The organism is Sporosarcina ureilytica (genome assembly GCF_001753205.1).
GTDB lineage: Bacteria > Bacillota > Bacilli > Bacillales_A > Planococcaceae > Sporosarcina > Sporosarcina ureilytica.
In genome coordinates, this window is record NZ_CP017560.1 from 462,253 (window position 1) to 483,424 (window position 21,172).

Consider the following 21,172-nt stretch of genomic DNA (forward strand, 5'->3'; position numbering starts at 1 on the left):
TCAGACGTATAGAAGGAACAGCCGCATGGAGCGGAGGGGAATTGCAATGGATCAGTTGATCAATAAACGAATAAATGAGGTCTTAAAGGGGAACCAAGAAGCTTTTGAAGAGATTGTTACACTTTTTCAGCATCGTTTATATCATGTTTGCTATCGAATGTTAAGCAACCGGCAAGAAGCAGAAGATATTGCACAAGAAGCTTTTGTTCGTGCGTATATTAATATTCATACATTTGATCAAAAGCGTAAGTTTTCCACTTGGTTGTTTAGAATCGCAACAAATCTATGCATCGATCGTATTCGCAAGAAGAAGCCAGATTATTATCTTGATGCAGAGGTTCCCGGAACGGAAGGCTTGACGATGTATTCACAAATTGCATCTGATGTAGAGCTTCCAGAAGATGAAGTTGAAAAAATGGAAACGCAAGAACGAATTCAATACGAAATTGGACGACTTTCTGATAAGTATCGTTCAGTGATTATTTTGCGATACATTGAAGAGTTACCGTTGCAGGAAATTAGTGATATTTTAGAATTACCGCTTGGGACCGTAAAAACCCGTGTTCATAGGGGTCGAGCTGCGCTCAGAAAACAAATGGGTAATTTGTAGGAGGTAATTTAGTATGAATACGTGTCCGGAACAAATTGTTCATTATATGCACGCGTATTTAGATGGCGATATTAGTCGTGACGATGAGCGAGTATTAAATGAACATTTAAAACAATGTACATCCTGCCAAGAATTGATGGATGATCTAATAGGTGCGGTTCAATTTATAGAGAAAGCCGAACATATACAAGCGCCAAGTGGCTTTGTGGATGGTGTGATGGCACGGCTACCAAAAGAGAAATCACAAGCTGGTATACAAAGGTGGCTACGCAGACACCCACTCCTAGCAGCCGTTGCCATGTTTTTTATATTAATGAGTGTTTCTGTCTTATCAAGTTACGGAAATGATCAACAATTTTCCGTTACGAAACAACCGAATTTAATCGTCGAAGGAGAAACTGTAATTGTTCCGGAAGGCGAGGTAATCAAGGGTGATGTTGTCGTTAAAAATGGCGAACTCCGCGTTGAAGGTGAAGTGGATGGTAATGTAACCGTAATCCACGGGTCTAAGTACATGGCTTCTACCGCAGTCGTCACAGGTACAAGTCAAGAAATTGACAAAGCATTTGACTGGTTATGGTTTAAGATTAAGGAAACTTTTAAAGATGTTTTTCAACCCTCCGATAAAGAATAACTCAATCATAAAGACCGCAATTGTATGGAGGGATGACTGCGGTCATTTTTAATTTTAATGAAGGGGAATCGGGCAAATCTTGGCAGTGGTATGGTATACTAAGGGCATATGAAATCGTCGAAAAAGGTAGGCGAAGCACATGCCGTTTTGGGAAAAAATCGTTAACCTAAGTCCAGTTGCAACATTCATTAATATAATGGATGTGCTTCTAGTTTGGTTTGTCGTATATCAACTTATAAAAGTAATTAAAGGGACAAAAGCTGTCCAGTTATTAAAAGGAATATTTGTGATTGTTATTGCACAAATTTTAACAAAATTGTTCGGGCTTACTACGTTAGGATGGATGATGGAACAAGTTCTAACGTGGGGATTTTTGGCGATTATCATTATTTTCCAACCAGAACTCAGGCGAGCGCTTGAACAACTTGGCCGTGGACGTTTATTTGCAAGATCGATGATGGATGAAGAGGAAGAGCGAAAACGTCTTTTAGAAGCATTATCGAAGTCAGTGAACTATATGGCGAAACGTCGAATCGGTGCCCTTATTTCCATTGAGAAAGAAACAGGATTGAATGAGTATATCGAAACAGGAACGTCATTGAATTCAGATTTAACTTCTGAATTACTCATTAATATATTTATTCCGAATGCACCGCTACACGATGGGGCTGTCATTGTGCAGCGGAATCGAATTGCTGCAGCAGGCTGTTATTTACCGTTATCGGAAAGTCCTTTTATTTCCAAAGAATTAGGGACACGTCATCGTGCAGCGGTTGGTTTAAGCGAAGTATCTGACGCAATTACAATTGTTGTGTCAGAGGAAACAGGTGCCATTAGTATCGCGACGGACGGCGATTTAAATAGAGGCTTAAGTATCGAAGAGTTTGAAGTTCGCTTACGGCATGTCTGGTTTGGCGCAACAACTGACCAAGCAAGTACTTCCAAATGGAAATGGGGCGTGAAGAGAAATGGATAAACTACTAGATAGCCCATGGTTTCTCCGTTTTACTGCCTTGTTTCTTGCAATCTTATTGTTTTATACTGTGAAAACAGATGAGGGAAAATTGATGAATAACTCAAGTAGTGAAGATATGGAAGTTATTCACGACGTGCCAGTTGAAGTATATTACGATAATGAAAATTTAATTGTAACGGGTATTCCTGAAACTGTGAATGTAACGATTGATGGTCCAGTAAACATCGTTCAAACGACCAAGTTGTTAAAGGATTTTACACTGTATGTTGATTTAACATCACTGCTAATGGGCGAACATCAAGTGCGAATTCGACATGAAAACATTTCGGAAAAATTACAAGTGCGTATAGATCCGGCAACCATTGACATCAATATTGAAGAGAAAATTACAGAAACATTCCGTATTGAGCCAGAGTTCAATGAGCGGTTACTAGCAGAAGGTTTTAACGTCGTCAATATGGAGGTACAACCTTCGACAGTTGAAGTCACGGGTGCAAAAAGCGTGATTGAATCAATTAATTTTGTAAAAGCTACAGTCGCTATAGACGCAGGCGTTCGAGAATCATTTGAGCAAGAAGCAAGAGTGCGTGTGCTAGATCGGGATTTAAATAAATTGGACGTCGACATTATGCCCGAAAATGTTACTATTAAAGTTGACGTTCAAGAACATACAAAAGAAGTACCCATCGTGATCAATGAAACAGGCACCCCACCCAATGGTGTCACGATAAACTCAATCACACCCGAAGTAAATAGTATTGTTTTATCAGGACCTAAACGAGTTTTAAATGAGATAGAAACTTTTCCAATTGACATAGACGTTTCAAAAATTGAAAAATCCGGTACAGTGGAAGTGAAACTAAAGAAACCAAAAGAAATTTTTAGTCTTTCTCCAACAACGATTAATGTGAAGATTGATACGACGATTGAGGGTGCAGTCGAAGAAGAGGAAGTTGCTGAAGAGACTGCAGGAGAAGGAGCAACCGCTGTTGAGACGACAAAGGTTGAAGATGTACCAGTCGTAATTACAGGATTAAATGAAAAGTTTAAAGGTACATTTATCGAACCAGTGAATGGTTTAGTTACCATCACTGTGAAAGCTACCCCAGATGTAATTAGCAAGTTGAAGAAGTCAGACTTTGCGGTTTCAATTAATGCATCTCCCGCTTCAGAAGAAGGGGAGGAAGTATTTCCAATTCACGTGAAAGGTCCACCAAATGTAGAGTGGACGCTTTCGATGGAAGAGGCAACATTAAAGATTGAACTTGCTTAGCTAATAGAGGGCATAGTGTACAGGATTGAAAGGGAGAATGGAAATGACAAAGTATTTCGGTACGGATGGTGTACGCGGAATTGCAAATGACGAGCTAACACCCGAACTGGCTTTTAAGTTAGGAAGAATAGGAAGCTATGTATTGACAAAAGAGTCAGAAGGGAAACCAAAGATTCTCGTTGGACGAGATACGCGTATTTCTGGTTATATGCTTGAAAATGCATTGATTGCAGGAATTCTATCGACGGGTGTGGAAGTGATGACGCTCGGCGTAATTAGTACACCTGGCGTGGCTTATTTAACACGTGTCATGAATGCAGATGGAGGCGTTATGATTTCTGCCTCACATAACCCTGTAGAAGACAATGGCATTAAGTTTTTCGGTGCTGACGGCTATAAATTAACAGAAGAACAAGAAGAAGAAATGGAATTACTTTTAAACGAAGAGGAAGATACGCTGCCACGTCCAACTGGAGCGAATGTCGGTTCAATTACGGAATACCTTGAAGGCGGGCATAAGTATATCCAGTATTTGAAGCAAACAGTAGATGAAGAGTTCACGGATATACATGTTGCGATTGATTGTGCAAATGGTGCAACTTCATCACTTGCTACGCATGTATTTGCGGACCTGGAAGCAGATATCTCTACGATGGGGGCTTCACCAAACGGTTTAAACATTAACGATGGTGTAGGTTCTACACATCCGGAAAAACTTGCAGAGCTTGTGAAAGAAAAAGAAGCTGATATTGGACTCGCATTTGATGGAGATGGTGACCGTCTTATTGCCGTGGATGAACATGGCGACATTGTCGATGGTGATAAAATCATGTTTATCATCGGTCGTTATTTAAAGTCAAAAGGTCGCTTAAAATCCGATACAATTGTATCTACGATTATGAGTAACTTAGGATTCTATAAAGCATTGCGTGAGCACGAAATGACAAGCGTTAAAACGGCAGTCGGCGACAAATATGTTGTTGAAGAAATGAGAAAAAATAATTTCACCCTTGGCGGAGAGCAATCCGGACATATTGTCATGCTTGATTATAATACGACAGGGGACGGGCTTCTAACAGGGCTCCAACTTGTCAATATTATGAAAGTGACAGGCAAAACGTTGTCCGAACTGGCAAGTGAAATGACAGTTTATCCACAAGAACTTATCAATGTTCGCGTAACAGATAAACATGCTGTAACGGAGAATGAACGCGTTGCAAACGTTATTGCCGAAGTAGAAAATGAAATGGCAGGCAATGGCCGTGTGCTCGTTCGTCCTTCTGGAACAGAGCCACTCGTACGTGTCATGGTAGAAGCACCTACGAATGAGGAATGTAAGCAGTATGTCGATGAAATTGTTGCAGTCGTCCAAGAAGAAATGGGATTGGAAGACTAAAATAGCAGTTCAAAAAAGCTATCCAGCTGTTCATTGATGAACAGAGGATAGCTTTTTTTGTATTACATTATTCGAAAATATATGTTAATGCTTGAATCGCTTGGTCGACCGTTTCAACTGTGGCATGTGCTTTGCGTGATAGTTCTTTTAATGCATGGTGATGCGCTTCTTGACGAATTAAAATGAGTGGTTTATCGAATGCAACCGCTGCGCTTGCATCCATCGCTGTATTCCACTGTTTATATTGTTCGCCGAATAAAGCGATGACAAGGTCTGCCTTTTTCATTAAAATTTCTGTTCGTAAGTTATTAAAATTGGAAGCCGCTGCATCTTTAAAAATAGCATTTGGCTGTTCACCAAGAATTTCTTCACCAATGTTGTCGGAACGATCGTGATCTTCCATTGGACCAACAAAATCAATTGGTAATTCTAATGCTGCAGCTTTCTCTTTAATTTCGTTTCTCCAATTCGTATGAATCTCTCCAGCTAAATAGACAGTTAATCTCATTAAAAAATCCCTCCTAGACATTCTATTTCCATTGTATCACTTTTAATTAGTACGTTGCTTGTGGTTGTATGAAAGTTTAGACTATAAGTAACGAATGAAAAGGGGGCGTGGCGGATGAAGACGATTTGGCATAATGGGACGATGTATACGATGTGTACAGAAGGCGAACGAGTGGAAGCTTTATTAACCCAAAATGGACAAATTATTAAAATAGGTACCTATGACGAATTGAGAGGCAAGGCTGAGAAGGAAATCGACCTTCAAGGTGCAGTGTTGTATCCAGGATTCGTCGATAGTCATATGCATATGATTGGCCATGGCGATAAATTAAGAAGTTTGGATCTATCGAAAATGACGTCAGCGGAAGAGATGTTAGAGAAGTTGCATTTAGCAAAGGAAAATCTCGCGGCGGATGAGTGGCTCATTGGTGAAGGTTGGAATGAAAATAATTTTCCTGATAAAAGAATTCTCACTGCTAAGGAATTAGATGAAGTGACGACTGCGCCGATTGTTTTAAAAAGAACTTGTCGACATGCGGCACTTGCAAATACAAAAGCATTAGCGCTCGCAGGTATTACAACTGAGACGCCTAATCCTGTAGACGGTACAATTGTAAGAGATGACAACGGGGAAGCAACTGGTTATTTATTAGAAGGGGCACAAGATTTAGTGCTCGATTTACTGAGCGAACCGACGGAAGCCTCTTTAACAACGTCCCTTCGGAAATCTGTAGACGATTTATTGGCACTCGGATTAACGGGAGCTGTGACAGATGATCTTGGTTATTACGGCGATTATCGTAATCCTTTACAAGCGTTTAAAAATGTCATCGGGAAAGAAAAGAAGTTCCGAGTCCATTTACTTCGCCGTTCTACGGTTTTTAAACAGTTAATGGAAGACGATGCAACGTATTTGGAACCTTGGATTAGCCCGGGGGAAATGAAGTTCTTTGTCGATGGTGCACTTGGGGGAAAAACAGCGCTTTTAAGTAAACCCTATGCGGATACACCTGAAACGTTGGGGATGGCGGTTCATACTGATAAAGAAATTGAAGCGCTTGTGAAACTGGCAAGGTCTTACAATGAAGCAGTTGCTGTCCACGTTATCGGGGATGGTGCGGTTGAAAAGATTTTAGGCGTTTTAGAGAAATATCCTGCACCAGTTGGAAAGCGGGACCGGCTAATTCACGTGAATGTGTTGCGAGATGACTTAGTAGAAAGAATGTTGGGGTTGCCCATTGTATTGGATTTGCAACCTGTCTTCGTATCTTCTGATTTCCCTTGGGTGATGGCTAGATTGGGAGAAGAGAGACTCGATTGGGCTTATGCGTGGAAGAGGTTAGTGGATCAAGGGTTTATTTGCGGCGGTGGATCGGATGCGCCGATTGAAGAAGCGGATCCTTTGCTTGGTATTTATGCAGCGGTAACGAGGCGGAAAGTTGGAGAAGCGCATGAGGGGTATTTGCCTAAAGAAAAGTTAAGTCGATTTGAAGCGGTAAGTCTCTTTACGACAGGAAGTGCAGCAACGATTGGAAAAGCGGATAGCCGCGGCAAGTTAGCGGTAGGGTACGATGCTGATTTTACAATACTTGATAAGGATTTATTCGAAGTAGATGAAGAAGAAATCGTATCAGCACAGGTGAAGATGACAGTAGTTGATGGAGAAGTGATGTACAAGTCTTGATGTTCATATGAAAGGACAGCCTGTGATAGACTGAGGTTAAAAGGAATGAGTGAAACAATGGGTACTATTCCAGAAAAGAGAGGAGGCATAATGATGAGTGGAAAAAATCGAAGTGAGATTCACGAAGGGTTAGAGGTAGCAATCATTTTAAAGAAAGACCAAAGAACAGGCGTGACAACAAAAGGGACTGTGAAAGATATATTGACTAATTCATCCTTTCATCCACATGGGATAAAAGTGCGTTTAGCTGATGGACAAGTGGGGCGCGTTGCTGAAATTTTAAAATAAACTTGTTGTTTTTGATTTTAGAAAGGAGCCCGATTAATTGCTAAAAAAACTAGGCATTGCGTATCCAATCATTCAAGCACCGATGGCGGGTATAACGACGCCGGAGTTTGTGGTGGCGTCTGCGAATGCCGGAATTTTAGGGGCTATCGGGGCTGGCTATTTAAGTGGAGAAGAGACGCGGCAGTTTATTCGTGAAGTGAAAAAGCGTACCCGTCAGCCGTTTATGGTCAATTTGTTTTTACCTGAAGACGTTCAAGTGCGTAAAGCAACCATTCAAAAAGCCAATGTCGATTTACACACAATCCGAGAGTCGCTTGGAATTTCTGAAGCTAAGGTTCAATTTCAGGAACCCAATTTTGACGCACAAATTGAAGTTTTATTAGAAGAAAACGTGAAAGTTTGTTCGTTTACATTTGGTCTTCCAAGCCGGCAAATCGTAGAAAGATTAAAAGCGCAACATGTGTTTTTGATTGGCACTGCAACGACGGTAGAAGAAGCGCTGCTTGCAGAAGAAATCGGCATGGATGCAGTTGTTGCGCAAGGCAGCGAAGCAGGCGGTCATCGCGGTTCTTTTCAGGGGCAATTAACATTGATTCCACTAGAAGACTTTCTTCCCGACATTGTAAAATCGGTTCAAATTCCAGTTATCGCTGCTGGCGGTATTGCGAATAAAGCAATGAGCGACAAAGCTTTTGCGGCAGGCGCAGCAGCCGTTCAAGTTGGGACAGCTTTACTTGCTTCTAAAGAAAGCGGTGCGCATTCGTTACATAAGGAAGCACTTTTACGCGCAACAAAAGGAAGTACTGTGCTCACGAATACTTTTTCGGGAAAAATGGCGCGTGGAATACGAAATGAATTTACGGAGCGAATGAAAAACGCGGTCATTGCACCGTATCCTTATCAAAATGATTTGACGAAGGAGATTCGAAAAGTAGCAGCACAACAAGAGAAACCGGAGTTTATGTCTTTGTGGGCAGGCGAAAATGTCCATTTAAGTACAGATGGAAAAGTTCGTGATATTATTGCAAGATTCATCTAAGAAGTAGTGAGGGAAATTATGAGGAAATATATTGGTGAAATCGGCTTAACCATTGCAGCCATTATTTGGGGTAGCGGATTTGTCGCAAGTTCGATGGCGCTTGGGCATTATACGCCGTATCAAATCTTGGCGGGCCGATTTTTAATTGGCGTCATTTTATTAAGTATCGTGTTTCATAAAAAGTTTAAAGGAATTAGAAAAAGTACGCTTATTAAAGGTATCTTATTAGGCGGTATTTTGTATTTGGCATTTGTTTTACAGACGGTCGGTCTCCAGTTTACAACGCCTTCGAAAAATGCTTTTTTAACAGCGGTCAATGTCGTGATTGTTCCGTTTATCGCGTTTTTTATTTATCGACGAAAACTTGATGCTTTTGAATTAACAGGGGCCATCATTGCTGTGATTGGGATTGCATTATTAAGTTTACAATTTACTGCGGTAGTGAATATGGGTGACGTGTTGTCATTACTTTGCGCATTTGCATTCGCGTTCCATATTTTTTACACGGCACGGTTTGTTGAAAATGAAGATCCGGTGTCCATTACGATGATTCAAATGATTACGGCTGCATCCATTGGTATTGTCGTTGTGGTTGTGAAAGGTGAAACGGCATTTCCGGTTGAAACGGCGGCTTTATTGCCTCTGGTTTACTTGGGGATTTTTTCAACAACCATTGCATATTTACTGCAAACAACTGCCCAAAAGTTTATTACAGAAACAAAAGCGGCGATTATTTTATCGACAGAGGCACTATGGGGAACATTATTTTCAGTGATCATATTAAGTGAACTGTTGACTGTGAAAATGGGGATTGGCGCAATGCTCATATTGATTGCAATCATCATATCTGAAACGAAAATAAATATTTTACCGTTACAAAGGCGGTTAGAGTAGGCATCGGAAATTTCTCCGGTGCTTTATTTTTTTGGGTTGACCCTTACGTTACGTCATACCTTATAGTTGAAATTGAAGGGTGGTCAAGGTGATGAAAGTAAAAGAAGTTGCAGCATTAACCGGCATCAGTGTGCGCACACTCCACCATTACGATGCCATCGGTTTATTGACGCCAGATGATATGACTGAAGCTGGATACCGGCTTTATTCAGATGATAATTTGGCAATACTACAGCAAATATTGTTTTTCCGTGAACTCGGCTTCCCTTTGAAGAAAATTAAAGAACTGCTCGATAGTCCAACTTTCGACAGACAAGAAGCTTTCGAAATGCAACATAAAATGTTACTCGAAAAGCGACAAAAGTTGGACGAAATGATTGAGACCATCGAGAAAACAATTCAACAAGGAAGAGGAGAGATTATAATGTCAAACGAAGAGAAATTTAAAGGGTTTGATTTTAGCCATAACCCATATGAACAAGAAGCCAGAGAGCGCTGGGGAAATGAGGCAGTCGACAAATCAAATAAGAAAGTCGCTCAATTTGGCCCGGAAATTCAGGAGGAGATGAACCAAATTTATTCAAAATTGGCTAGTCTCCGCCACTCAGATTCGACTTCAGACGAAGCCCAGGCGGCAATCGGTGATTGGTTTAACATGTTAAATAATAATTTTGGAACATACTCTCCCGAGGCGTTTGAGGGATTAGGCCAAGCATACGTAGACGATGAACGCTTCACAAAAAATATTGACCAGTTTGGAGAAGGGCTTGCGGTGTTTATGCGGGACGCGATGGCGGTGTATGCGCAGAAGTTAAGAGGGGAAATTAATTAAAGTGTTTTTTTGTGGGCTAGATTAGGATATATCAGAAAGAAGCTTTTCATTTTCGCATTTAAACTCAAAACATGCGATAATAAGAAAAAAGATGAATGGATGAAAACATGACAAAAACAATAGATGTACAATTAAATGCAAAAGCCGTTGCTGAGATTAAAAAAGGATATCCATTAATTTTGAAGGATGGCATTTTAAATCCGCAAGTGTTAATAGAAGAAGGCAGCATCATCAAACTAGTCGATAGAAACTGGCGCTTTGTTGCCAAAGGCTATTACGGTATGCAAAATAAAGGGATTGGTTGGGTGCTGACGCGCAAAGAAAGTGAAGAAATTGACTTTGATTTTTTCAAGTCACGCATTGCAGCTGCGCTCAAAAGACGTGAATCTTTATTCGAAGATGCTGATACGACTGCTTTCCGTGTTTTTAACGGAGAAGGCGACGGCATTGGTGGATTGACAATCGATTATTACGATGGGTATTACGTAGTTAGCTGGTATAGTGAAGGGATTTATTCGCTGAAGCATCATATTTACAACGTGCTTGATAAAATCGTCGAGTACAAGGCGATTTATGAAAAGAAACGTTTTGATACGAAGGGTCAGTACATTGAACAGGACGATTTTGTGAGAGGCGAGCAAGGCGATTTCCCGATTATCGTGAAAGAAAATGGTATGAATTTTGCCGTTGATTTAAACGATGGGGCGATGACAGGAATTTTCCTTGATCAACGTGATGTTCGTGAAGCGATTCGTGATGAATATGCCGAGGGTCGAACGGTACTGAATACATTTTCATATACGGGTGCATTTTCAGTTGCCGCATCACTTGGCGGAGCAACGAAAACAGTAAGTGTTGACCTTGCGAGTCGAAGTGAATCGAAAACGATTGAACAGTTCAGTGTAAATGGCATTGACTATGAGCAGCAGGAAATCCGAGTGATGGACGTTTTCGACTATTTCAGATATGCGAAACGCCATGAATTGAAATTTGGTCTGGTGATTCTGGATCCACCAAGTTTTGCACGTTCTAAGAAATATACGTTTAGTACGGCAAGGAATTATCCGGAGTTAGTCAAAGATGCAATTTCGGTGACAGAGAAGAATGGCTATATTGTTGCCTCTACGAATAATGCTTCATTTGGTATGAAACGATTCAAGTCATTTATTGACAGAGCCTTTAAAGAAACAAATACAAGGTATAAAATTTTAGAAGAATCCTCACTACCAAGAGATTTCCGTTCAAATCGCGATTTTCCTGAGTTTAACTATTTGAAAGTCGTCATCTTACAAAAGTTAAATTAAAACTATCCGTATTGGTGTATAAAGCCAATACGGATTTTTTTGTAATTTTAATCAATTTGTTAGATAATAAATGAAATTAATAGATAGATAGGGGAGAGAAAGTTGGTTGAAGCAATTATCCACGGCATTATTTTAGCATTCGGCTTAATTATTCCGCTAGGGGTTCAAAATGTGTTTGTGTTCAATCAGGGGGCCTTACAGCCGAAGTTTAGAAAAGCATTGCCTGTCGTCATTACAGCGGGCATCAGTGATACGATTTTAATAGTGGCGGCGGTATCAGGGGTTTCTTTACTAATTTTAACGTTTAGTTGGTTGGAAAATATTATATTCTCCATTGGTATCATTTTTTTATTATATATGGGGATTGTGTTATGGCGGACAAAAGTTTCGACGAATGATCTCGAAGGGCAATCATTTTCGATGAAAAGGCAAATCCTATTTGCTGCATCCGTTTCACTTTTAAATCCGCATGCGTTATTAGATACGATTGGTGTGATTGGGACGAATTCACTTAGCTACGTAGGGGACGCTAAAATTGCTTTTATCCTTACGACGATTCTCGTTTCGTGGACTTGGTTTTTGGGACTTGCTCTGTCAGGACGGTACTTCGGAAAACTGGATAAGAGCGGAAAGTTAATGACCTTGTTAAACAAAGTATCCGCCCTTGTCGTTTTTGGCGTAGCCGTGTATATGGCGTTGAAGCTCTACAATAATTTGGCTTAATTAACTATCTTTGAAGATTTGTTAATTCCGCATTCAATTTTTTCGCTTGCTGCCTGAAATAGAGATAGAAACACGTCCATATGATGAGATAGAAAACGATGAAGATGAGCACTGTTATGAAAAAACTGTTCCATGTAAAAGGAATCCAACCGATTCCAAATGCGAGTAAAAAATATAAGATGAAGAGTGTCACGAAATGCAGTGCAGTTTGTTGCGACAATTTTAAAGATGGAATTTCAAAGTAAAGTGGACTGACCGCAGAGAACCAACCGCATAAGATGGAGCCAATTGAATTTTTTATAAATAAAGCACCGTCTAACGTTTCGCGTCCTTCAAAAATGACAATGGCGTTTGTAAAAAGGACTGCGAGGAAGGCTCCGAAGAAAATCCCGATTATACTTCTGAATAAAAATGTTTTCATTTTATTTACCTCCTGTTCATTTGTAATGCATTTTTGATGTCTTTTACGTAAGTTCTCGAAACATATTCTTTGGCCCCAGATTTAAAATGGACGCAAAGTGTTCCGTTAAAAGAAGCTTCAAATCGACTAAGTTCATATAAATTGGCAATCACAGATTTTGATAATCGAATAAACTGATGAGTTGGGAGAAGTTCCTCCAATTCATACAGTTTTTCCTTTAGTTGGAATGAGCCTTTCTCGGTAACAGCAATGACTTTTTCGTTTTCTGTATGGCAATAGTGAATTTCGGTTGGTTTGATAATATGTTGCATGTCACCTGCTTTTCCAATTAAGAACTTTGTTGTCCTTCCTTTAATAAATGTTAAGACTTCCTGGACATCCTCAGTTAACTCGGGACTTTCGATGGTAACTAACGTTTCATCAAAACGACTGTCAATGTCTAAAGAAACTTTCAACTTGTTACGCCCCTTTCATGAAACTTTTTCTATACGTTCATCATGTTCGTCTAATGTCCCACCAACTCCTTCCTGTTACTGTACTTCTATCATATCCGGATGGATTGCAATCGTCTGCATCATTTAGGTAACTGGTAGAACTAATCCGGTCACCTGTAGAATATCTGCGGTGAAATACATGTACTATCATATGTTGGACAGTACATTAGAACTGAAAAAGGAAAATCGGATGGATATGTCGAAGAAGTTTCGGAAGAAAAAATGGAATGAATTCAAAGCTAATACCTACGTGGATTAGGGCGGTCAAAATGTTAATTAGACTTGTAGAACCGAGCGATGCCGAGCAATTGGTAAGTTTGATGTTTTTTGAAGAGGGGGGAAGTAATGAAATCAATTACTGGTTTATACATTATAATGGCTTTGATTCATCTCATTTGGTTAACAAATGTCACTTTATTAAAGAGTGAATCCAACGGTATTGCAATGTGGTTAAGTACAGGGTTATTTATCGCGGGGACCGCGTTTTATTTAGCGAACAGAAGGTCTGAAGAAGATAAATAAAGAGGATGTTCAAGTGATCTTAGGATTGAAAAAGGGATAGATTAAACGAGTGGAACCGAAAGTGGGTTGGATTGATGAATAAGTTAGGTAATATGAATGACTACACAAATTATAAAGAGCGATTTGTGTTGGATGTATTAAGGGTGGATTCATGAGTGTTACAGAGTAGAATCTCTATGTACTTATTTTCAATAGGCTAGAAAATGAATCTATTTCTATCGTTGGCCGTATAAGATTGTAAGAAGAGGTGAGAGCGATGAAAATGAGAAAAATGATTTCTACTTGTATTTTTCTACTAATACTTATGATTCCAGTAACAGCATTCGCCGTTGAATTCGAAATCTCAGATGTAAAAATCAATGTTTATTTGCAAGAGGACGGGAATGCAGAAGTTGTTGAAACGTATACATATGACTTTGATAGTAAGTTTAAAGGAGTCACCCGTGAAGTAGTTCCGAAACAAGGTGCCTCAATCATTCATTTTGAAGCGTTTGAAAAGGGTCAGCCTTTGAAAATTGAAAAAGAGCAAGATACGTATAAAATCCATCGTTCAGGTAAAAAAGAAACGGTTCATGTTGACATACAGTACACAATTGTGAATGCCATCGAAAAATATGAAGATGGTGCACAGTTTTATTGGCCATTTTTTGATAAAAGAAATGAAGCAGACTATGGCAATATGCAAATAACAGTTTATCCGCCCGCGAAAGCGCAAGATATTGATTATCTCGGGTACGATGCCGCTTATCAAAAAGGTTCCATTGGGAATGAAGGGGCGGTGATCTTTGCACTTGGTCAAGTTCCAGCAAAAACGAACGGAGATATCCGGGTGATCTACGAGCCTACATTGTTTTCTGATCAGGCGGAAATCAGCGGGACAATTCGTGAACAGGTGAAGTCTGAAAAAACTCGACTGGCGAATGAATTAGTGAAATATAAAACAACGCAAAAGAAGATGAAGAGCGTCGGTCTCTACACGGTTATAGGTTTCGCGTTATTTATTTTCGGTTTAGGCACATATATGTTCAATAAAAGGCGAGGTACAAAACGAGCTGCACAATCGAGGATTGCAGAAGATTTTATTCCACAGGAAAGATTATCGATGCCGGCGACAATATTTTATACAAACCCTACTGAGCTAGGTTCTGAAGTGATTTCAGCGGCATTATTGGACTTAATACGAAAGGGATATGTGAATCAGGTTTCGGAAAAGTCATTTGAACTTGTTGATGGATCCGGTGCGAATACGCATGAGTCTGCCCTCATTGAATTGCTATTTAATAAAGTTGGGGATGGCATACAATTTAGCTTCGATGATTTACAAGTCTATACAGAGGAAGAGAAAAACCATGAAGCATATAGTGTTGGTCTTCATAAATGGCGAACAGGCATCGTCCAAGAAACAAAAAAAGCGGGGTTGTTTGAAAAGAGATTAGGGTTACGTTGGACAGTAGGGGCAATGAGTGTTGCGTTGATTCCTATCATTGTGCAATTGGGGCGATATGAGGTATTTCTATTCATGGCCTTCATGATTATGCTGGTGCTTATTGGATTAGGTATCGCGTTCTTTTACCATCCACGTAATGTGGAGGGGTTTCAGTTAAAGCAAGAATGGCGGCGGTTTAGGGAGCGATTTGAAAATGTTGGTTTGGAGGAATGGGAGCAGATTCCAGTGGACGATAAATACCGTGCATACATTTACGGAATTGGTATGAAAGATGGCAATTTGAAGCGGCAATTTACAGCGTTTGCGCAAGCAGAACGGCGGGCAGGGGATTCTTATGTTGCCTATAATCCCGTCTTTATGACGCAAAACTTTACAACAGCCCATACCAATGCTGGCATTGATGCAAGCGGAACTAGTTCATCTGGCGGAGTCGCCGGTAGCGGGGGAGGTTCTGGTGCTTTCTAAATATATAAAGATTGCAAAGGAACCTCTCGCAGTTGTGAGAGGTTCCTTTGCATAACTTATTGATGAACAAGTTCATTTAATTAATTTCTTCGCCCTCGCGTCTAAAGTATCCAAAAATCCCTACAGTTTGAACGATATTCGTAAAGGCATTCGGATCTACATCAGCGATAATCTTTTCCAAATCATACAATTCATAGCGTGTAATTACGAGATACAGCATATTATTCTCTTCTTTTGTATAAGCGCCTTTTGCAGGCAGAATCGTAATACCACGTATCATTTTTTCGTGAATGGCACATTGCAATTCGTCTGCTTTCCGCGTAATGATCATCGCTGTCACTTTTTCATGACGTGTATGAATCGCATCGATGACGGCAGTTGTTACGTAAAGTGCGATGAGTGTATAGAGTGCATTTTCAGGTTCATATAAAAAGCCTGCAAGCACAATAATCACACCATTGAGCACTAAGAAATATATCCCAATTGGCTTATCTTGTAGGCGTGATAATACCATCGCGACGATATCCATCCCGCCTGTTGAAGCTCCCCATTTTAAGGAAAGACCTATACCAATACCGCTGACAACTCCACCTACAACGGTATTTAAAATAATATCATTTGATACAGAGATGATAGGTAATATTTCCAAGAAAAAGGTTGCACAAATAACAGAAACAATACTATAGATTGTAAAGCCTTTCCCGACTTTGTACCAACCCAATATAAAGACAGGAATGTTGAATAGGAATAGGAGAATTCCTGTACTCACATGCATCCCTAATAAATCCTCAAAAACACTGGATGTTAACTGTGCTGCCCCAGCAAATCCGCTTGCGTACACATTCGCATTAATTAAAAAGAAATTTAGCGAAATGGCAAGTAAAAATGAGCCGAATATCACGACAGCTATTCTTTTTGCTTCTATAAAAAACATAAGACAACTCCTTATAAATCTATTTTTAAATACGCACCTTAACTTATTTATTTTATATTGATTGATGTAAAAGGCAAGCGTTTAGGTAGTGTTAAATTTAATAAATACGATGTATATTTGTTTAGATAGTTTTGTTAATTCTTAGCGGGTTATGAGTAGTGTGCGCTAATTGTTTATACGATTATACAATTGGTAGTTGAATATATATAAGTTATTCATTAGGAGAGTAAAATAACAGGGAAGTTGAAACTTTAGCGGTTCGTATACCGTATGTATCATGAGGTGAATAAATTGTGGATATGTTTGATAGACCAAAGTTAAAGTTGAAACTCACTCCGTTAGAATTGGTGCTAAACGTGATAACAATCATTTTATTCGTCGGAAGTCTTGTTTATTTATTTGTAAGTTGGACGACTTTGCCAAACGAAGTGCCCGCGCATTATAATTCGCTTGGAGAAGTAGACCGTTGGGGGCATAAATGGGAAATGGTGATTCTTCCGATCATCGCGGTTATCCTGTGGATAGGCATGACGATTTTGGAGAAATACCCACATGTATATAACTATATGAATTTAACGAAAGAAAATATTGAAGCACAATATTTGAATGGACGTCTTATGGTGAATGTGATAAAAAATATCATCACGATTATTTTTGCATATATAAATTGGAATAACATTCAAGTGGCTTTGGGCCGTCATGAATCACTTGGTACATGGTTTACGCCTATGTTTTTTATATGTATTTTTATCCCAACTGGGTATTTTATCTTTCGTTCGATTCGTTTGTCGAGGGAGTAGGGGATAGGTGAGAAAGCTTTTAAAGTATAGTGTGTCGTTTATCTTTGCGGTATTTTTCTTATACCTCATGGATATTTTGGAAGTGCCAGAGCATATTTTCACGCGTTTTATGCAGGTGTTATTGTTGTTCAGCGGTGCTTTCATTATCATGCGTCTTTTTGAAAGACGCAAGAACGGAGAGTGAAAAGCCATTTCTATCCCTCTATAAGGAATGGAAATGGCTTATTTCATTTATCCTAACAATTTCGCTGCAATCATTCGGGCTTCGGCAATGTCTTTTGTTCCGTGAATTAGCATCCGTCCGTCTCGGAACAAGACGATGCGGTGACTGTCGAATTCAAAGGCAGCAAGATGCGGATTGTGGATAAGTTTCTGCACAATAGGTTCGACGGAATTCACGAATGTTTTTAATTCGACACGGCGGTTTGGCGGCCACGACAGTTGAACGGTATCACGTCCGCAGAGCACTGCAAAACGAGTAGATTCACGGGCGGATAAATAGGGGTATACCGACTCAGCCGAGCAGCTTGGGCAATTGTCTTTTTTCAAGCTTTCGACATTCATCGAAGACCTTTCACCTGTCCATAAATTTGCAGATTCGAGTTTCGGCATAAATTCATTGCCCGTAATGTATTTAAGTACATCTGCAACTTGGCGGGCGGCAGTTGTAACGACAATCGGACTAATGACACCGACCGTATCGCAAGTTAATGACTGAGGTGGTAACGTTTCAAGTAAACAATGCAAGCATGGTTGTTCTTCTTTTATGCCAATCGGGAAAGTTAATCCGTAACTGCCTACGCATGCCCCTATAAAAAAGGGGAGGCTGCGCTTCAACGCAGCGTCATTCATGAGTAACCGCGTTTCGATATTATCGGTTGCATCCAAAATTACGTCATGTCCTTCAATTAAATCGAGTACATTTTCTGCTGTCACATCAACGACCATTCCAGACACATCCACATCCCCGTTAATGCTCTTCAAACGTTTCTCCGCCGCCACTGCTTTTGGCAATTGATCGATAACATCTTGTTCTGTATACAGTTGTTGACGGTGCAAATTGGTCCAATCGATAATGTCTCGGTCGACAATGGTCACACGCTTAACGCCAGCGCGTACCAACATTTCTCCAGAGGAAGAACCAAGTGCACCGGCCCCGAGAATAAAGATATTTGCTGCACGAATTCGTTTTTGTCCTTCTATCCCAATCGGTGCGAACAGTTCTTGTCGTGAATAACGGTTATTCAATTTGGCAAGAGTCCTTCCATCGGGCTGCTGGCTACTGCGTAGTCACGTTCAGGCATCCGTCCAGCCTCAAAACCAAGTCGTCCCGCTTCAATCGCAAGTTTCATCGCTTCTGCCATTTTCACTGGGTCCTTTGCTTCGGATACGGCCGTGTTTAATAAAACAGCATCCGCGCCGAGTTCCATCGCATAGGCTGCATCTTTTGGAGAACCAATGCCAGCATCGATAATGACAGGGACTTCCGATTGTTCGATAATGAAGGACAAATTCAATGGATTTAAAATGCCGCGGCCTGATCCGATAGGGGCTGCTCCAGGCATGATGGCATGGACACCCATTTCACATAATCTGCGGGCAAGTACAACGTCATCAGATGTATAGGGAAGTACGATAAAACCTTCATCCAATAACATTTCAGTTGCACGTAATGTTTCAACTGGGTCTGGCAACAAGGAGTGGTCACAGCCAATAATTTCTACCTTAACCATGTCGCATAAACCGGATGCCTTTGCGAGTTTTGCGATACGAACGGCTTCCTCAGCTGTTTTTGCACCAGCGGTATTGGGTAGCAAAGTATATTTTGAAAGATCAAGTTTTTCTAAGAAATTTGGTTGTGATGGTTCAAAAATGTTCATTCGACGGACCGCGAATGTTAAAATTTCTGCTTCAGAAACACGAACAGCTTCTTTTTGAGTCTCAAATGATGGATATTTACCAGTTCCTAACAATAATCTCGATGAAAATGAATGGTTTCCTATTTTTAGCATGTTCATCCGCCTCCTACAAAGTGAATAATTTCAATCTGGTCTCGGTCCATAATTGGTTTATCATAAGCGTCTTTTTCGAGAATGTTTTTATTCAATTCCACAATAAGAATTCTTTCCTCAAGATTTAAGTGGACAAGCAATTGCTGAACATTCTCAACGGCTTTTGGAATTTCTTGTGTGTTCCCATTTAGTTCAATTTTTTTAGTCATTGATAATCCTCCTCTATGTATGAATGGCATCATAATACTCTTTGGCGATGTTTTTTGGATGATCGCTTTCAAATATAGTAGACATTACCGCTACGCCTGCGATCCCTACTTCTCTTAATTGTTCGATATGACTTGGAAGAATGCCGCCAATCGCGTAGACAGGAATGGTTAGCGACGAAACAATATGCCGCAAGTCATCGGTTCCGCGCGGTTGCAATCCGGGTTTTGAATTTGTTTTAAATAAATGACCATATAACACAGTTTCTGCGCCATCTGCCTCGGCAGCTATCGCATCTTCAAGAGAGTGGATGGATTTTCCAAATGACAGCGCTGGATACTTACGCAATAAATCAGGAAGTGATAATCCGCCTGGCAATTGTACTTTATCAATTTGTTCGGAACTTGCAATCGTAGGATTTCCGTGGACAATCATTTTCTTTACGTTAAAATTCACTGCTTTTAGCTTTTGAATTAATTTCAATATCTCTGTATCTGTTTTCGACTTTTCTCTTAAAATCACTGCGTCAATATACGGTTCAATAGATAGTAATGTGTGAATTAATTCATCTATCGGCATACGGTCATTCGTAACTACAATGAGCTTCATCAGATCCTCCTTTACGCAAAAAAGACTACTTCCCGCAGTAGGAAAGTAGTCGTCATAGACAGTATAAACGCATAAATAATCTGACGGCCACTTCCCTACGCAGGTCCAAACCTGTTCAGGTAATAAGGGTATCAGAGTTACACTCTTCTCTCAGTCCTTTTCAAGGATTCCCCCAATGGTCAATGTTGTGTTGAATTTTCAATCTACTACTAGTGTAGCATATTGTTTTTTTGAATGAAAGAAAGGAGTGAGAATTACTGAAAAAGCAAGAAAACGGTTCTCGTCTATTTCTGGAAATACACTAGTTGTTACACGGTCTGCAATAGGTAAGTGAATACGGTTAAGTTGATTGCATAGTACGTACTAAAAAACATCCTGTATGGATGGCTTTTAGAGGGTTAGACGAGTAGTAAACTATCTAAATCTATAATTTCTATTTTGCTAGGTGTATGCTGTCGAATCCATCCAGCCTCTTCAAAGTCAGCTAGTTTTCGGCTGACCGTTTCAGGTGTTGTCCCAAGATGAGAAGCGAGGTCTTTTCGACTCATCGGCAGTGTAATGCGTTTACTTTTCTTTTCCTCGACTACATTTGCAAGGTACATCGCGATTCTTGTCTCGGTGGATTCCATCGCAATGCTTGCTGCCTGTTTTTCGGTCTTAGACAATCTCGTTGAAAATTCAGTGAGGACTTTTAAGGAGATTGCGGGATATTTCAATAAAAACTGTTGGAAATCATCTCTTCCCATCACACATAATTCTACGGGTTCCATCGCTTCTGCATAGGCATCGTGCACGGATTCAGAGAATAAAGAAAGTTCTCCAGTGAAATCGCCTGGTTCTAGAATACGCACAAGTTGTTCTTTGCCAGTGTCTGATAAACGATAAATTTTCACCCGACCCTTATGAACGATATATAACCCATCTGACGGTTCATTCGCTCGATAAATTGTATGGCCTCGTGGATGTTTTACAGAATTAGTAGTTTTGACAATTTCACTCATTTCAGCAGTTGTTAAATGATTAAATATCGGCACAATAGAGATGCACATTTTCTGCATCTCCACGGCTCCATGTTCGCAATGATTGTTTTCTGTCAATCTT

General features: G+C 40.1%; 25 protein-coding genes and 1 riboswitch. Of the genes, 16 read left to right on the top strand and 9 right to left on the bottom strand.

Going from position 1 to position 21,172, the window contains the following annotated elements:
* Positions 1–46: 46 nt before the first annotated feature.
* The 5 genes from sigW (at position 47) to glmM (ending at position 4,889) form a co-directional block, all read left to right on the top strand.
* Positions 47–610, top strand: a complete 564-nt coding sequence (gene sigW, locus BI350_RS02365; RefSeq protein ID WP_075526670.1) for an RNA polymerase sigma factor SigW — start codon at positions 47–49, stop codon at positions 608–610.
* Positions 611–623: 13 nt separating this feature from the next.
* Positions 624–1,244: an anti-sigma factor family protein gene (locus tag BI350_RS02370; protein WP_075526671.1), complete on the top strand. Its 621-nt coding sequence runs from the start codon at positions 624–626 to the stop codon at positions 1,242–1,244.
* A 139-nt stretch (positions 1,245–1,383) separates the two neighbouring features.
* Positions 1,384–2,220, top strand: coding sequence for a diadenylate cyclase CdaA (gene cdaA / locus BI350_RS02375; protein ID WP_075526672.1), 837 nt, complete (start codon positions 1,384–1,386; stop codon positions 2,218–2,220).
* On the top strand, positions 2,213–3,493 hold the full coding sequence (locus tag BI350_RS02380) for a CdaR family protein (protein WP_075526673.1): 1,281 nt from the start codon (positions 2,213–2,215) through the stop codon (positions 3,491–3,493). Before cdaA ends, BI350_RS02380 begins: the two co-directional genes overlap by 8 nt.
* Positions 3,494–3,536: 43 nt before the next feature.
* On the top strand, positions 3,537–4,889 hold the full coding sequence (glmM, locus tag BI350_RS02385) for a phosphoglucosamine mutase (RefSeq protein WP_075526674.1): 1,353 nt from the start codon (positions 3,537–3,539) through the stop codon (positions 4,887–4,889).
* Positions 4,890–4,956: 67 nt separating this feature from the next.
* Here the strand turns inward: glmM and BI350_RS02390 are convergent, their stop codons facing one another.
* Entirely contained in the window at positions 4,957–5,397 is a 441-nt protein-coding gene (locus BI350_RS02390) for a YtoQ family protein (RefSeq protein ID WP_075526675.1), read from the bottom strand.
* Between the two features lie 114 nt (positions 5,398–5,511).
* On the opposite strand from BI350_RS02390, the gene BI350_RS02395 reads away from it, so the two are divergent.
* The 7 genes from BI350_RS02395 (at position 5,512) to BI350_RS02425 (ending at position 12,160) form a co-directional block, all read left to right on the top strand.
* Positions 5,512–7,080, top strand: a complete 1,569-nt coding sequence (locus BI350_RS02395) for an amidohydrolase (RefSeq protein WP_075526676.1) — start codon at positions 5,512–5,514, stop codon at positions 7,078–7,080.
* A 93-nt stretch (positions 7,081–7,173) separates the two neighbouring features.
* Entirely contained in the window at positions 7,174–7,368 is a 195-nt protein-coding gene (locus BI350_RS02400) for a YwbE family protein (RefSeq protein WP_075526677.1), read from the top strand.
* 37 nt (positions 7,369–7,405) lie between these two features.
* On the top strand, positions 7,406–8,407 hold the full coding sequence (locus BI350_RS02405) for an NAD(P)H-dependent flavin oxidoreductase (protein ID WP_075526678.1): 1,002 nt from the start codon (positions 7,406–7,408) through the stop codon (positions 8,405–8,407).
* 18 nt (positions 8,408–8,425) lie between these two features.
* Positions 8,426–9,301 (top strand): DMT family transporter, encoded by an 876-nt coding sequence (locus BI350_RS02410; protein ID WP_075526679.1) that lies wholly within the window; start codon positions 8,426–8,428, stop codon positions 9,299–9,301.
* A gap of 91 nt (positions 9,302–9,392) precedes the next feature.
* Positions 9,393–10,133: a MerR family transcriptional regulator gene (locus BI350_RS02415; protein WP_075526680.1), complete on the top strand. Its 741-nt coding sequence runs from the start codon at positions 9,393–9,395 to the stop codon at positions 10,131–10,133.
* Positions 10,134–10,240: 107 nt separating this feature from the next.
* Positions 10,241–11,437, top strand: a complete 1,197-nt coding sequence (locus BI350_RS02420; protein WP_075529196.1) for a class I SAM-dependent rRNA methyltransferase — start codon at positions 10,241–10,243, stop codon at positions 11,435–11,437.
* Between the two features lie 102 nt (positions 11,438–11,539).
* Positions 11,540–12,160, top strand: coding sequence for a LysE/ArgO family amino acid transporter (locus tag BI350_RS02425; RefSeq protein WP_075526681.1), 621 nt, complete (start codon positions 11,540–11,542; stop codon positions 12,158–12,160).
* A 4-nt stretch (positions 12,161–12,164) separates the two neighbouring features.
* On the opposite strand, the gene BI350_RS02430 is transcribed toward BI350_RS02425, so the two are convergent.
* Both BI350_RS02430 and BI350_RS02435 read right to left on the bottom strand, forming a co-directional pair.
* The gene (locus BI350_RS02430; protein WP_075526682.1) at positions 12,165–12,581 is read right to left on the bottom strand and encodes a DUF3021 domain-containing protein; all 417 of its coding nucleotides are present in this window, start codon (positions 12,579–12,581) and stop codon (positions 12,165–12,167) included.
* A gap of 5 nt (positions 12,582–12,586) precedes the next feature.
* A complete protein-coding gene (locus BI350_RS02435) occupies positions 12,587–13,036 on the bottom strand; it encodes a LytTR family DNA-binding domain-containing protein (protein WP_075526683.1) in 450 nt (149 codons plus the stop codon).
* A gap of 384 nt (positions 13,037–13,420) precedes the next feature.
* Between BI350_RS02435 and BI350_RS17015 the strand changes: the two genes are divergently transcribed.
* Positions 13,421–13,597, top strand: coding sequence for a hypothetical protein (locus tag BI350_RS17015; protein ID WP_168157239.1), 177 nt, complete (start codon positions 13,421–13,423; stop codon positions 13,595–13,597).
* A gap of 256 nt (positions 13,598–13,853) precedes the next feature.
* Complete coding sequence (locus tag BI350_RS02440; protein WP_075526684.1) at positions 13,854–15,509, top strand: DUF2207 domain-containing protein; 1,656 nt, start codon at positions 13,854–13,856, stop codon at positions 15,507–15,509.
* 76 nt (positions 15,510–15,585) lie between these two features.
* Here BI350_RS02440 and BI350_RS02445 read toward each other — a convergent pair whose 3' ends face one another.
* Positions 15,586–16,443 (bottom strand): YitT family protein, encoded by an 858-nt coding sequence (locus BI350_RS02445; protein WP_075526685.1) that lies wholly within the window; start codon positions 16,441–16,443, stop codon positions 15,586–15,588.
* A gap of 299 nt (positions 16,444–16,742) precedes the next feature.
* Between BI350_RS02445 and BI350_RS02450 the strand changes: the two genes are divergently transcribed.
* Both BI350_RS02450 and BI350_RS16810 read left to right on the top strand, forming a co-directional pair.
* On the top strand, positions 16,743–17,243 hold the full coding sequence (locus BI350_RS02450; protein ID WP_075529197.1) for a DUF1648 domain-containing protein: 501 nt from the start codon (positions 16,743–16,745) through the stop codon (positions 17,241–17,243).
* 7 nt (positions 17,244–17,250) lie between these two features.
* Entirely contained in the window at positions 17,251–17,427 is a 177-nt protein-coding gene (locus tag BI350_RS16810; protein ID WP_155767455.1) for a hypothetical protein, read from the top strand.
* 47 nt (positions 17,428–17,474) lie between these two features.
* On the opposite strand, the gene BI350_RS02455 is transcribed toward BI350_RS16810, so the two are convergent.
* From BI350_RS02455 to BI350_RS02475, 5 genes are all read right to left on the bottom strand, one after another.
* Positions 17,475–18,491, bottom strand: a complete 1,017-nt coding sequence (locus tag BI350_RS02455; RefSeq protein WP_075526686.1) for a ThiF family adenylyltransferase — start codon at positions 18,489–18,491, stop codon at positions 17,475–17,477.
* The gene (locus BI350_RS02460) at positions 18,488–19,255 is read right to left on the bottom strand and encodes a thiazole synthase (protein WP_075526687.1); all 768 of its coding nucleotides are present in this window, start codon (positions 19,253–19,255) and stop codon (positions 18,488–18,490) included. Before BI350_RS02460 ends, BI350_RS02455 begins: the two co-directional genes overlap by 4 nt.
* A 2-nt stretch (positions 19,256–19,257) precedes the next feature.
* Positions 19,258–19,464, bottom strand: coding sequence for a sulfur carrier protein ThiS (thiS, locus tag BI350_RS02465; RefSeq protein WP_075526688.1), 207 nt, complete (start codon positions 19,462–19,464; stop codon positions 19,258–19,260).
* Positions 19,465–19,477: 13 nt separating this feature from the next.
* Positions 19,478–20,071: a thiamine phosphate synthase gene (locus BI350_RS02470; RefSeq protein ID WP_075526689.1), complete on the bottom strand. Its 594-nt coding sequence runs from the start codon at positions 20,069–20,071 to the stop codon at positions 19,478–19,480.
* 75 nt (positions 20,072–20,146) lie between these two features.
* A riboswitch (TPP riboswitch) is annotated at positions 20,147–20,255 on the bottom strand.
* Between the two features lie 214 nt (positions 20,256–20,469).
* Entirely contained in the window at positions 20,470–21,168 is a 699-nt protein-coding gene (locus tag BI350_RS02475; protein ID WP_245698288.1) for a Crp/Fnr family transcriptional regulator, read from the bottom strand.
* Between the last annotated feature and the right edge of the window lie 4 nt (positions 21,169–21,172).

What these genes read in the sequence shown, in the direction of transcription:
- sigW (WP_075526670.1), top strand. Translation starts at nt 47, where the DNA reads ATGGATCAGTTGATCAATAAACGAATAAATGAGGTCTTAAAGGGGAAC.
- thiS (WP_075526688.1), bottom strand. Translation starts at nt 19,464, where the DNA reads ATGACTAAAAAAATTGAACTAAATGGGAACACACAAGAAATTCCAAAA.
- BI350_RS02400 (WP_075526677.1), top strand. Translation starts at nt 7,174, where the DNA reads ATGAGTGGAAAAAATCGAAGTGAGATTCACGAAGGGTTAGAGGTAGCA.
- cdaA (WP_075526672.1), top strand. Translation starts at nt 1,384, where the DNA reads ATGCCGTTTTGGGAAAAAATCGTTAACCTAAGTCCAGTTGCAACATTC.
- BI350_RS02460 (WP_075526687.1), bottom strand. Translation starts at nt 19,255, where the DNA reads ATGCTAAAAATAGGAAACCATTCATTTTCATCGAGATTATTGTTAGGA.
- BI350_RS02380 (WP_075526673.1), top strand. Translation starts at nt 2,213, where the DNA reads ATGGATAAACTACTAGATAGCCCATGGTTTCTCCGTTTTACTGCCTTG.
- BI350_RS02430 (WP_075526682.1), bottom strand. Translation starts at nt 12,581, where the DNA reads ATGAAAACATTTTTATTCAGAAGTATAATCGGGATTTTCTTCGGAGCC.
- BI350_RS17015 (WP_168157239.1), top strand. Translation starts at nt 13,421, where the DNA reads ATGAAATCAATTACTGGTTTATACATTATAATGGCTTTGATTCATCTC.
- glmM (WP_075526674.1), top strand. Translation starts at nt 3,537, where the DNA reads ATGACAAAGTATTTCGGTACGGATGGTGTACGCGGAATTGCAAATGAC.
- BI350_RS02370 (WP_075526671.1), top strand. Translation starts at nt 624, where the DNA reads ATGAATACGTGTCCGGAACAAATTGTTCATTATATGCACGCGTATTTA.
- BI350_RS02445 (WP_075526685.1), bottom strand. Translation starts at nt 16,443, where the DNA reads ATGTTTTTTATAGAAGCAAAAAGAATAGCTGTCGTGATATTCGGCTCA.
- BI350_RS02420 (WP_075529196.1), top strand. Translation starts at nt 10,241, where the DNA reads ATGACAAAAACAATAGATGTACAATTAAATGCAAAAGCCGTTGCTGAG.
- BI350_RS02390 (WP_075526675.1), bottom strand. Translation starts at nt 5,397, where the DNA reads ATGAGATTAACTGTCTATTTAGCTGGAGAGATTCATACGAATTGGAGA.
- BI350_RS02440 (WP_075526684.1), top strand. Translation starts at nt 13,854, where the DNA reads ATGAAAATGAGAAAAATGATTTCTACTTGTATTTTTCTACTAATACTT.
- BI350_RS02395 (WP_075526676.1), top strand. Translation starts at nt 5,512, where the DNA reads ATGAAGACGATTTGGCATAATGGGACGATGTATACGATGTGTACAGAA.
- BI350_RS02410 (WP_075526679.1), top strand. Translation starts at nt 8,426, where the DNA reads ATGAGGAAATATATTGGTGAAATCGGCTTAACCATTGCAGCCATTATT.
- BI350_RS02415 (WP_075526680.1), top strand. Translation starts at nt 9,393, where the DNA reads ATGAAAGTAAAAGAAGTTGCAGCATTAACCGGCATCAGTGTGCGCACA.
- BI350_RS02470 (WP_075526689.1), bottom strand. Translation starts at nt 20,071, where the DNA reads ATGAAGCTCATTGTAGTTACGAATGACCGTATGCCGATAGATGAATTA.
- BI350_RS02450 (WP_075529197.1), top strand. Translation starts at nt 16,743, where the DNA reads ATGTTTGATAGACCAAAGTTAAAGTTGAAACTCACTCCGTTAGAATTG.